This window comes from Brevundimonas staleyi, from assembly GCF_041893865.1.
GTDB lineage: Bacteria > Pseudomonadota > Alphaproteobacteria > Caulobacterales > Caulobacteraceae > Brevundimonas > Brevundimonas staleyi.
Genome location: NZ_CP169082.1, coordinates 3,783,466 through 3,793,745, shown reverse-complemented (window position 1 = coordinate 3,793,745; position 10,280 = coordinate 3,783,466). Strand labels below are relative to the sequence as shown.

General features: G+C 67.4%; 12 protein-coding genes. 9 read left to right on the top strand and 3 right to left on the bottom strand.

Annotated features, from left to right (window positions below):
* Nucleotides 1-128: 128 nt before the first annotated feature.
* Genes ACETK8_RS19060 through ACETK8_RS19050 form a run of 3 tightly spaced genes read right to left on the bottom strand, consistent with a single transcriptional unit; the run spans nucleotide 129 to nucleotide 1,947 of the window.
* Nucleotides 129-998, bottom strand: coding sequence for a GIN domain-containing protein (locus tag ACETK8_RS19060; RefSeq protein WP_374037399.1), 870 nt, complete (start codon nucleotides 996-998; stop codon nucleotides 129-131).
* Nucleotides 995-1,588: a DUF1700 domain-containing protein gene (locus tag ACETK8_RS19055; RefSeq protein ID WP_374037398.1), complete on the bottom strand. Its 594-nt coding sequence runs from the start codon at nucleotides 1,586-1,588 to the stop codon at nucleotides 995-997. Before ACETK8_RS19055 ends, ACETK8_RS19060 begins: the two co-directional genes overlap by 4 nt.
* Nucleotides 1,585-1,947: a PadR family transcriptional regulator gene (locus tag ACETK8_RS19050; protein WP_374037397.1), complete on the bottom strand. Its 363-nt coding sequence runs from the start codon at nucleotides 1,945-1,947 to the stop codon at nucleotides 1,585-1,587. Before ACETK8_RS19050 ends, ACETK8_RS19055 begins: the two co-directional genes overlap by 4 nt.
* Nucleotides 1,948-2,214: 267 nt before the next feature.
* On the opposite strand from ACETK8_RS19050, the gene coxB reads away from it, so the two are divergent.
* The 9 genes from coxB (at nucleotide 2,215) to ACETK8_RS19005 (ending at nucleotide 10,136) form a co-directional block, all read left to right on the top strand.
* Complete coding sequence (coxB, locus tag ACETK8_RS19045; protein ID WP_374037396.1) at nucleotides 2,215-3,219, top strand: cytochrome c oxidase subunit II; 1,005 nt, start codon at nucleotides 2,215-2,217, stop codon at nucleotides 3,217-3,219.
* Between the two features lie 19 nt (nucleotides 3,220-3,238).
* Nucleotides 3,239-4,918, top strand: coding sequence for a cytochrome c oxidase subunit I (ctaD, locus tag ACETK8_RS19040; RefSeq protein WP_374037395.1), 1,680 nt, complete (start codon nucleotides 3,239-3,241; stop codon nucleotides 4,916-4,918).
* A 155-nt stretch (nucleotides 4,919-5,073) separates the two neighbouring features.
* The gene (gene cyoE / locus ACETK8_RS19035) at nucleotides 5,074-6,036 is read left to right on the top strand and encodes a heme o synthase (RefSeq protein ID WP_374037394.1); all 963 of its coding nucleotides are present in this window, start codon (nucleotides 5,074-5,076) and stop codon (nucleotides 6,034-6,036) included.
* Between the two features lie 20 nt (nucleotides 6,037-6,056).
* On the top strand, nucleotides 6,057-6,266 hold the full coding sequence (locus tag ACETK8_RS19030; protein ID WP_374037393.1) for a hypothetical protein: 210 nt from the start codon (nucleotides 6,057-6,059) through the stop codon (nucleotides 6,264-6,266).
* On the top strand, nucleotides 6,266-6,844 hold the full coding sequence (locus tag ACETK8_RS19025; protein ID WP_374037392.1) for a cytochrome c oxidase assembly protein: 579 nt from the start codon (nucleotides 6,266-6,268) through the stop codon (nucleotides 6,842-6,844). Before ACETK8_RS19030 ends, ACETK8_RS19025 begins: the two co-directional genes overlap by 1 nt.
* A gap of 59 nt (nucleotides 6,845-6,903) precedes the next feature.
* Nucleotides 6,904-7,776 carry a cytochrome c oxidase subunit 3 gene (locus ACETK8_RS19020; RefSeq protein ID WP_374037391.1) on the top strand — a complete coding sequence of 291 codons (873 nt, stop codon included), beginning with the start codon at nucleotides 6,904-6,906 and terminating at the stop codon, nucleotides 7,774-7,776.
* Between the two features lie 8 nt (nucleotides 7,777-7,784).
* Entirely contained in the window at nucleotides 7,785-8,171 is a 387-nt protein-coding gene (locus ACETK8_RS19015; protein ID WP_374037390.1) for a DUF983 domain-containing protein, read from the top strand.
* On the top strand, nucleotides 8,164-8,874 hold the full coding sequence (locus ACETK8_RS19010) for an SURF1 family protein (protein ID WP_374037389.1): 711 nt from the start codon (nucleotides 8,164-8,166) through the stop codon (nucleotides 8,872-8,874). The genes ACETK8_RS19015 and ACETK8_RS19010 overlap by 8 nt, the downstream gene beginning before the upstream one ends.
* 50 nt (nucleotides 8,875-8,924) lie before the next feature.
* Nucleotides 8,925-10,136 carry a M16 family metallopeptidase gene (locus ACETK8_RS19005; RefSeq protein ID WP_374037388.1) on the top strand — a complete coding sequence of 404 codons (1,212 nt, stop codon included), beginning with the start codon at nucleotides 8,925-8,927 and terminating at the stop codon, nucleotides 10,134-10,136.
* Nucleotides 10,137-10,280 lie beyond the last annotated feature (144 nt).

Sequence of the window (10,280 nt, the reverse complement as noted above, 5' to 3'; positions counted from 1 at the left end):
GCGAAGCGGAGACCGGGTGGGGGCGGCAAGGCGAGGCCCCACGGACAAGTCGTCGCTCGGTCGCCTTGCCCTCCCCACCCCGTCGCTACGCGACGACCCTCCCCCGAGGGGGAGGGAGAGCCGCTTTTTCAGTTCGCCGGTCGTTCGGTCGAGGTGGTGACCCTCACGCCGGGCGCGCTCGCGACTTCGCGAGAGGTCGTGACCGTGGTGCGGCTCGAGACGAAATCGACCTCGCCCGAACCCGAGATGTTCTGGTTCACGGTCGCGGGGCGGGTGGTCAGGTCGACGTCGCCCGAGCCGTTGATGGTGATGTCGGCCCGGCCGGTCGGGGAGACGGTGGCGTCCCCCGAGCCGGCGATGGCGACATTGGCGTCGGTGGTGGCCAAGGCGCCCAGGTCCGCGTCGCCGGAGCCGGAGATGTCGACTTCCAGAGACCGGGTGCGGCCGATCGCGGTGACCTCGCCGGAGCCGGAGATGTCGATCTGCAGCGTGTCCTGGTCGTAGTTCCGCAGCATCAGGTTGGAGGAGCCCTCCACGTTGAAGCTGTTGATGTTCGGGGCGGTGACCACGATCTTCACCTGTTCCGAATGGACCCAGACGCCGCGGCCGTGGGTGTTGCGGCCGAAGACGACGGTCTCGTGGTTCGGACCTTCGCGCTCCTGCCAGGTCAGGCGGCCGTCGATCAACTGGACCCGTTCGACCAGATCGGCCGGGCCGGTGACGGTGACGCCGGGCGTGTCGCCCTGGACGTAGTCGACGTCGGCGGACAGATCGACGGTCAGGCTCTGGCCGCCGGTCCACTCGATCATGCGGGTGGTGTCGGGGCTGCGCGTCCCGTCGTCGCGTTCGAAGCGGACGGTGTCGCCGTCCCGGTCGGTGAAGGTCCACTCCCAGCCGTGGCGGGCCATGTCGCGGCCACCCAGGGCGAAGGCGCCGGCCAGGGAGGCCGTGGCCAGCACCAGGCCGGCCGCGGCGATGATGAGAAGGGTGCGGATCATGCGACGTCTCCCGTGGCGACGGTGTTGGCTTGAGGCTCGAGCGCGGGCTTGAGCAGGCGGTAGTGCAGGCGGGCGAACCAGACGATGGCGTTGACCAGGCCGATGGTGACCACGGCCAGGAGGGCTCCGGCCGAGGTCGCGCCGGCCATCAGGCCGAGACCCGCCAGGATCGAGGCGCCGGCGCCGCCGGGCACGTCCAGGAAGGGACCGCCGACCATGATGCCGCCGCCGGTGATGAAGACGGCGATGACGGCGATGCCGATGCCGAACAGGGCCCCGATCACCCCCATCAGGATGGGCAGGAGGATCAGGATGTCGATGGCGCCCAGACCCAGGACCGCGAAGACGGCGGCGGCGGCGGCGGACGGGTTCTTTTCCTGATGCCAGCGCTGGGCGCCGGCCTCGGCGCGCAGTTCACGGGCCAGACGGGCGGGATCGCCGAGCGCGGCGGCCACCTCGGCCTCCGAACGGCCCGCGGCGACGCCGTCCTCGAAATGGGTCTCGTAGTCGGAGACGATTTCGGCGGCGACCGACATCGGCAGGCCGACGAGGCCCTGCCTCAGGCGAGAGATGAACTCTGTGCGGGTCATGCGGGCTCTCCAGGCTCGGTGACGGCGGATAAGGGGGCGTCGGCGGACACGATGGCGTCCACGGCGCGGGTGAAATGGGTCCATTCGGCGGACTGGGCGGCCAGGGCGTCGCGGCCGGCCGGGCTGAGCCGGTAGTATTTGCGCGACGGGCCGGACGATGATTCGACCAGATAGGTCTCCACCAGGCCGTCGGACTGCATCCGGCGCATCAGGGGGTAGATGGTGCCCTCGCCCATGTCGATCGCGTCCGACAGCCGGCTGGCGATCTCGTAGGCGTAGCTGTCGGCGCGGGCCAACAGGGCCAGGACGCAAAGCCCCAGCACCCCCTTCTTCAACTGAATCTCTATGGTTTCGGGCATGTCCGAGCACCTCCTTTGATGGTTGGAGGCTATCGCAAGGTATCTTGCCTCGCAAGGTAGCTGGCCAAACATGACAGCGATTTAAGGAACGGGGGTCGCCTTAGCTCCGCCATGAAATCGCACATGCGGCGCCCGGATCGCTTGGCAACCGCGAGAGGGGGCGATATGGACCGCCTCAGAAACGCCGCCTCTTCCGAGAGCCCGGCCAAGTATTTGCGAGTGGATCGCAACTACTTGATGCAGATGACTTTGATGAGGATTTCTCGCATGGGACTGGGCACCCGAGCCCTGAGCAAGATGGGCGGCGTTCTGGCCTCCGCATCGCTCGCCGTCTTCTTCGCCACGCCGACGTGGGCGCAGGACCTGATGGGCCAGCCGACGCCGGGCGGCATCGCCCTGCAGCCGGCCGCCTCGCCGCTGAAGCACGAGGCGCACATCTTCCATGACGCGATCCTCCTGCCGATCATCACCGCCATCTGCGTGCTGGTGCTGGGCCTGCTGATCTGGATCGTGATCCGCTACAACGCCAAGGCCAATCCGGTCCCGGCCAAGTGGAGCCACAACACCCTGATCGAGATCATCTGGACCGTGGTGCCGGTGATGATCCTGGTGGGCATCTCGCTGTTCTCGTTCCGCCTGCTCTTCGCCTACCACGACATGCCGACGCCGGACCTGACGGTGAAGGCCACGGGCAACCAGTGGAACTGGGCCTACGAGTATCCGGACCAGGGCATCGCCGAATACATCTCCAACATGCTGCCGGAAGACGAGGCCCGCGCCCAGAACGTGCCGTTCCGCCTGGCCGCCGACGAGCCGATCGTGGTGCCGGTCGGCAAGACCGTCCGCGTGCTGGTGACGGCTTCGGACGTGATCCACGCCTTCGCCCTGCCGGCCTTCGGTCTGAAGACCGACGCCGTTCCGGGCCGCGTCAACGAGACCTGGTTCCGCGCCGAGCGCACGGGCGTCTTCTACGGCCAGTGCTCGGAACTGTGCGGCGTCGACCACGCCTTCATGCCGATCCAGATCAATGTCGTGACCGAGGCCGAGTTCGCCGCCTGGGTCGCCTCCAAGGGCGGCTCCATGACCCCGGCCTCGCCGGAAGCCGCTCCGGGCGGCACGGCCGCCCAGGTCGCCGTCGGCGCCGCCGACGCCGCGGCCCCGGCCGCCGCTCCGGCCGCGACCGCCGAAACCGCAACCGCCGCGACGGCCCCGACCGCCGCCCCGACCGCTCCTGCTGCGACGGCTCCGGCCGCCGCTCCGGCCGCCCAGTAACCGCGAGCCAGAGACCGACATGGCCACCGACATCACCGCAGACACCCACGCAAATCCTGGGCACGACGCCCACGAGGAGCATGACCACAAGCCGGGCTTCTTCACCCGCTGGTTCCTGTCCACCAACCACAAGGACATCGGCACCCTGTACCTGATCTTCGCCATCATGGCGGGGATCGTGGGCGGCTTCCTGTCGGGCCTGATCCGTCTGGAACTGGCCGAGCCGGGCATTCAGTATTTCGTCCAGGGCGGCCTGATCGAGCAACTCGGCATCGTCGAGGCGTCCAAGCACGGCTACAACGTCACCGTCACGGCCCACGCCCTGATCATGATCTTCTTCATGGTCATGCCCGCCATGATCGGCGGCTTCGGCAACTGGTTCGTTCCGATCATGATCGGCGCGCCGGACATGGCCTTCCCGCGCATGAACAACATCTCCTTCTGGCTGCTGGTCGCGGCCTGGGTGCTGCTGTGCCTGTCGATGTTCGTCGACGGCGGCCCGGGCAAGGGCTTCGGCGGCGGCTGGACCATCTATCCGCCGCTCTCGACCAACGGTCACACCGGTCCGGCCATGGACCTGGCGATCTTCTCGCTGCACGTCGCGGGCGCCTCGTCGATCCTGGGCGCGATCAACTTCATCACGACCATCTTCAACATGCGCGCGCCGGGCATGACCCTGCACCGCATGCCGCTGTTCGCCTGGTCGGTGCTGATCACCGCCTTCCTGCTCTTGCTGTCGCTGCCCGTCCTGGCCGGCGCCATCACCATGCTGCTGACGGACCGCAACTTCGGCACCCACTTCTTCGATCCCGCCGGCGGCGGCGACCCGGTCATGTTCCAGCACCTGTTCTGGTTCTTCGGTCACCCCGAGGTCTACATCCTGATCCTGCCAGGGTTCGGCATCATCTCGCACATCGTCTCGACCTTCTCGAAGAAGCCGGTCTTCGGCTACCTCGCGATGGCCTACGCCATGGTCGCCATCGGCTTCGTCGGCTTCATCGTGTGGGCGCACCACATGTACACGGTCGGCATGAGCGTGAACCTGCGCGCCTACTTCATCGCCGCCACCATGATCATCGCGGTGCCGACGGGCGTTAAGATCTTCTCGTGGATCGCCACGATGTGGGGCGGCTCGATCAGCTTCAAGACCCCCATGCTGTGGGCCATCGGCTTCATCTTCCTGTTCACCGTCGGCGGCGTGACCGGCGTGGTCCTGTCGAACGCCGGCATCGACTACAGCCTGCACGACACCTACTACGTGGTCGCCCACTTCCACTACGTGCTGTCGCTGGGCGCCGTGTTCGCGATCTTCGCCGGCTTCTACTACTGGTTCGAGAAGATGTTCGGCGTGAAGTACAACGAGTTCCTGGGTGCGCTGCACTTCTGGATCATGTTCGTCGGCGTCAACGTCGTCTTCTTCCCGCAGCACTTCCTGGGTCTGCAGGGCATGCCGCGTCGCTACATCGACTATCCGGAAGCCTACACCCTGTGGAACCACGTCTCGTCCATCGGTTACGTGATCACCGTCGTCGGCGTTGGCGTCTTCCTGATCATGCTGGCCGAGGCCGCGATCCGTCGCCGCAAGGGCGTCGCCAACCCCTGGGGTGAAGGCGCGACGACCCTGGAGTGGACCCTGTCCTCGCCGCCGCCGCACCACCAGTTCAACGAACTGCCGGTGGTGAAGGGCGACGACCACTAGGCCTCGCCCCCGTCATCCTCGGCCCTGTGCCGAGGATCCATGGCGGGGCCGGTACGACCGATACAATGGCCCCGGACGTTAACGCGTCCGGGGCTCCGCCTTTGAGGTGGACGAATGGATCCTCGGGACAAGCCCGAGGATGACGATGTGAGTAGATGACCGAGGCTTCCGCACACGCCCCGTCGACGACCCAGCCGGAAGACTTCTTCCAGCTCCTGAAGCCGCGCGTCATGTCGGTGGTGGTGTTCACCGCCGCGACGGGCCTGATCATCGCGCCGGGCTCGATCAACCCGATCGTGGCCGCCATCGCCATCCTGTGCATCGCCATCGGGGCGGGGGCGGCGGGCGCCCTGAACATGGCCATCGAAGGCGAGACCGACGCCCTGATGCGCCGCACGCGCGGCCGTCCGGTCGCGGCCGGTCGCCTGAAGCGCAACGACGCCATCGCCTTCGGCATCGTCCTGTCGGTCTTCTCGGTCATGCTGCTGGGCATGAACACCAACTGGTTCGCGGCCGGGATGCTGGCCATGACCATCGTCTATTACGCCGTCTTCTACACGATGATGCTGAAGCGCCGGACGCCCCAGAACATCGTCATCGGCGGCGCGGCCGGGGCCTTCCCGCCCGTGATCGGCTGGGCCGCCGCGACGGGTTCGGCGCCCTGGCAGGCGTGGCTCCTGTTCCTCATCATCTTCCTGTGGACCCCGCCGCACAGCTGGGCCCTGGCCCTCTATTCGGCCGGCGACTACGCCAAGGCGGGCATTCCCATGATGCCGGTGGCGCGGGGCGCGAAATCGACCCGGCTTCAGATCTGGCTCTACAGCCTGATCTTCGTGGCCTCGGCCGTCGCGCCGGGTTTCGTGGGCATGGGCGGGCTGATCTACCAGATCGTCTCGATCGCCGGCGGTCTGTTCTTCCTGGCTCTGGCCTTGCGTCTATGGCGGTCGCGCGCGGGCGATGCGCCCGACAAGGCCGAGGCCGTGGGGCGAGAGGCCGCATTGTATGACGTCCGCGCCGAAGCCAAACCGGCGCGCAACCTGTTCGCCTTCTCGATCCTGTATCTGGTGGCGCTGTTCGCGTCCCTGCTGGTCGAGAGCTTCACCCTTCCCGGACTCTAAAGGCCTGGAGACTGATGCCGATGTCCAACTATCTGACGCCTGAACAACTCGCCGCCCGCAACAAGCGCAGCCTGTGGATCGCCCTGGGTCTGGTGGCCTTCATCGTCCTGATCTTCCTGACCACCTTCACGCGGATGCAGGCGAACCTGGCGGCCCGCACGGCCCAGGAGCATGCCGTCGTGGCCGCCTCCGAGCGCCATGCCGCCCCGGCGACGGAAGCGTCGAACTGATGGCCGCGCCCCGTTCGGCCAAATTCATCGCCCTGGTCTGCGCCGGGGTCGTCCTGACCATGACCGGCGCGGCCTTCGCGGCGGTGCCGCTGTACCGGATGTTCTGCCAGGTCACCGGCTTCAACGGCACGACGATGAAGGCGGACAAGCCGTCGGACGTGGTTCTGGACCGCACCGTCAACATCCGCTTCGACACCAACGTCCGGGGCCTGCCGATGGTGTTCAAGGCCGAGCAGGTGACCCAGCGGGTCCGTATCGGCGAGACGGGCATCGCCTATTTCGACGTGACCAACACCTCGGACAAGCCGATCCTGGCGCGGGCCAGCTACAACGTCGTGCCCGAACAGACCGGGGCCTATTTCCAGAAGCTGCAGTGCTTCTGCTTCGATGATCAGACGATCGGCGCCGGCGAGACGATGCAGTTCCCGATGCAGTATTTCATCGCGCCCGAAATGGTTGACGACGCGGAGACCCGGGGCGTCAACGAGATCACCCTGAGCTACACCTTCTACCCCGTGTCGGACGATAACGGGGCCGCTAATCAGAACGCCGTCCGTTCCGGCACTGGCGCAGGCTGAGCGGCGACGCTATAGCCCGTTCCAAATCTTCTTCTCTCGCCGATTCAGAGATCCGACGCATGGCCCACGCCGCACCGCATCACGACTATCACCTGGTCGACCCGAGCCCCTATCCGCTGACGGCGTCCATCGCGACGACGGTCATGATGGTCGGCGCCGTGGCCTGGATGAAGGGCGTCTTCGGCCTGCCGGAAGGCACGTCGTGGCTGTTCTTCGCCGGTCTGGCCGGCGTCCTCTACTCCGCCTTCGGCTGGTGGTCGGACGTGATCAAGGAGAGCCGTCGCGGCGACCACACCCCGGTCGTGTCGATCGGCCTGCGTTACGGCGTGGTCCTGTTCATCGCCTCGGAAGTGATGTTCTTCGTGGGCTTCTTCTGGATGTTCTTCGAGATGTCGCTGTTCCACGGCGCGCGTGAGCACATTCCGGAGATCGGCAACTGGGCCGACACCGCCGCCGCCTGGTCGACCTGGCCGCCGAAGGGCATCGAGGTTCTGGACCCCTGGTCGCTGCCGCTGCTGAACACCGTCATCCTGCTGCTGTCCGGCACGACGGTCACCTGGGCGCACCATGCGCTGCAGATCGGTGATCGCAAGGGCGCCAAGATGGGCCTGATCATCACGGTCCTGCTTGGCGTGCTGTTCACCGGCGTTCAGGCCTACGAGTACCAACACATCCTGCATGAGAACCTGTTCTTCAACGAGGAAGCCATCAACTCGGGCCTGTACGGTTCGATCTTCTTCATGGCGACGGGCTTCCACGGCTTCCACGTCCTGCTGGGCACCATCTTCCTGGCCGTCTGCCTGGGTCGTCTGCTGGCCGGCCAGTTCACGCCGGAGAAACATTTCGGCTTCGAGGCCGCCGCCTGGTACTGGCATTTCGTGGACGTGGTCTGGCTGTTCCTGTTCGCCTTCGTCTACGTCGTCTTCGGCTAAGGACGGCGTTGGACAACCGTCCATCCCAGACTGAAACCAACACGCCGGCGCGGATCGATCAGGTCCGCGCCGGTTTCCTTTGTCGGTGCCCCAACTGCGGCAAGGGCCGGCTGTTCGAGGGCTTCCTGAAGGTCGTCGACGCCTGCGCCGTCTGCGGCTTCGACTTCACCCGGCTGAACACCGGCGACGGAGCGGCCATCTTCATCATGCAGATCGCGGGCGGGCTGGTGGTCTTCTCGGCCCTGTTCGTCCAGATCGCCTATGACCCGCCGATCTGGGCCATGCTGGCCGTGGCCCTGCCTCTGGTGGTCGGGCTGTCCATGGGGCTGATGCGGCCGGGCAAGGGGGTGATGATCGCCCTGCAGATGAAGAACGGAGCCCCGCGCGATGAGTGAGACCAGGGCCCGTTGCCCCATCCTGCTGACCGTCTTCATCGCGGCCTGTCTGGTCGTGCTGTGCGGCCTCGGGACCTGGCAGATGCAGCGGCTGGCGTGGAAGGAGGGGCTGATCGCCCAGGCCGAGGCGACCGCCGACCTGCCGCCCGCGCCCCTGCCCGAGGTTCTGACCGCCGCCGATCCGGAGTTCCGCAAGGCCCTGGTCGTCTGTCGCGGCCTGCCGACCGCCGCCTATGTCGAGTTGCAGTCGATCCATGACGGCCAGCCGGGCAGCCGGTTGATCTCGGCCTGCGTCCCTGAGGGCATGGATCAGACCTTCCTCGTGGATCGCGGCTTCGTGCCCGACAGCGTCTCTGCCCGGCCGCGCGTCATGGCCACGACCCTGCCCCTGGCCATGGCGGTGGAGCTGCGCCGTTCGCCTCCGCCGGGGGCTATGACGCCGCCGCCGTCGGAGGGTCGCTTCTATGGCCGGGACAGCGTCGCCATGGCCGCCCAGCTGGGGGCGGGGGCGCCGTCTGAGTTCACCCTGTTCGCCCTGACCTCGCCCAATCCGGAGATCGGCGCCCTGGTCGCCTCGGCCCCGCCGGCGGCGTTCTCGAACAACCATCTGGGCTATGCCCTGACCTGGTACGGACTGGCGCTGGCCCTTCTGGGTTTCTATGTGGCCGTCCTTGTCCGCAGGTACAGAAAGACCACCCCCTGACCGCCACCCTCCATACGCTTTCGAATGGCGTTCGCGTCGTCTGCGATCCCATGCCTGGCCTGCGCACCCTGGCCCTGACCGTCGCGGTGAAGGGCGGGGCGAGGTGGGAAAGCGAAAGCCGCTCCGGCTGGTCGCATCTGCTCGAACATCTGGTGTTCAAGGGCGCGGGCGAGATGGGGGCGCGCGACATCGTCGAGCGGATCGAGGCCGAGGGCGGGTCGATCAACGCCGCCACCGGATACGAGCGCACCAGTTTCGAGATCCGGGCGCTGGACGGGTCCCTGCCGCTGGCCATGCAGATCGTGTCCGATCTGGTCTTCCGCCCCACGCTGGACGCCGCCGAGATCGAGCGGGAAAAGGACGTGGTGGCCCAGGAGATCGCCGAGGCCTTCGACACGCCCGACGACCACGTCTTCGAAATGGCCCAGACCCAGGCTTTCGCCGGCCAACCGCTGGGGCGGCCGATCCTGGGTTCGATCGCCAGCCTGAAGCCCGCCGACAGGGCGACCATGGGCGACTGGCGCGCGCGCCTCTATTCGCCCGACCGGATGGTGGTGGCGGTGTCCGGCGCGGTGGACGAGACCGAGCTTCTGGCCCTGGCCGAGCGCTGGTTCGGATCGGCCGTGGCGGCCCCCGCCGATGCGCCGGAGCCCGCGACCTTCATCGGCGGAACGGCAGCCCTGACGCGCAAGATCGAACAGGCCAATCTGGTGTTCCAGCTGCCGTCCTTGGCGGCCGGCGATCCGGCCATTCCCGCGCTGCGTCTGTTCACCGAAATCCTGGGTGGAGGGATGGCGTCGCGGCTGTTCCAGAGCGCGCGCGAGGAGCGGGGCCTGGCCTACGCCATCGACGCCTATCAGGAGCCCTATGACGACGGCGGGGTGCTGGGGATCTACGCCGGAGCGGCGGCGGACCGGTCGGTGGAACTGGCCCAGGTCTGCGCCGACGAGGTCCGCGATCTGACGCTGAAGGGACCGACGGACGCCGAACTGTCGCGTGCCAAGGCGGTGCTGAAGGGCTCGCTCTGGATGTCGGACGAGAGCCCGGCCAGCCGCGCGGGCCGGATCGCGGCCCAGACCCTGATGTTCGGCGCGCCCGTGCCGTCGGACGACACGGCGGCGCGGATGGAGGCGGCGACGGCGGCGGACCTGAAGGCGGTCGGCGAGCGGGTGCTGGCCTCCGGCAAGGCCTCGACGGCCGTGCTGGGCCCCAAGGCGGCCGCGCCGGCGGGGCGGGCGTTCGTGGAGCGGGTCTCCCAATAAATCCGCTCATCCCCGCGAAAGCGGGGACCCAGTGCTTTCGGGAGGCAGCCGTGCGCGGGATGAGGGTCTGTCTTTTCCGGTCCGATTCGCTCGCCCAAAGAACTGGGTCCCCGCTTTCGCGGGGATGAGCGGAAGGTTAGAGTC

Excerpts from the sequence above, each read along its gene's own strand:
- coxB (WP_374037396.1), top strand. The coding sequence starts at position 2,215 with ATGGGACTGGGCACCCGAGCCCTGAGCAAGATGGGCGGCGTTCTGGCC.
- ACETK8_RS19055 (WP_374037398.1), bottom strand. The coding sequence starts at position 1,588 with ATGACCCGCACAGAGTTCATCTCTCGCCTGAGGCAGGGCCTCGTCGGC.
- ACETK8_RS19030 (WP_374037393.1), top strand. The coding sequence starts at position 6,057 with ATGTCCAACTATCTGACGCCTGAACAACTCGCCGCCCGCAACAAGCGC.
- ACETK8_RS19025 (WP_374037392.1), top strand. The coding sequence starts at position 6,266 with ATGGCCGCGCCCCGTTCGGCCAAATTCATCGCCCTGGTCTGCGCCGGG.
- ACETK8_RS19060 (WP_374037399.1), bottom strand. The coding sequence starts at position 998 with ATGATCCGCACCCTTCTCATCATCGCCGCGGCCGGCCTGGTGCTGGCC.
- ACETK8_RS19050 (WP_374037397.1), bottom strand. The coding sequence starts at position 1,947 with ATGCCCGAAACCATAGAGATTCAGTTGAAGAAGGGGGTGCTGGGGCTT.
- ACETK8_RS19010 (WP_374037389.1), top strand. The coding sequence starts at position 8,164 with ATGAGTGAGACCAGGGCCCGTTGCCCCATCCTGCTGACCGTCTTCATC.
- ACETK8_RS19005 (WP_374037388.1), top strand. The coding sequence starts at position 8,925 with ATGCCTGGCCTGCGCACCCTGGCCCTGACCGTCGCGGTGAAGGGCGGG.
- ACETK8_RS19020 (WP_374037391.1), top strand. The coding sequence starts at position 6,904 with ATGGCCCACGCCGCACCGCATCACGACTATCACCTGGTCGACCCGAGC.
- cyoE (WP_374037394.1), top strand. The coding sequence starts at position 5,074 with ATGACCGAGGCTTCCGCACACGCCCCGTCGACGACCCAGCCGGAAGAC.
- ctaD (WP_374037395.1), top strand. The coding sequence starts at position 3,239 with ATGGCCACCGACATCACCGCAGACACCCACGCAAATCCTGGGCACGAC.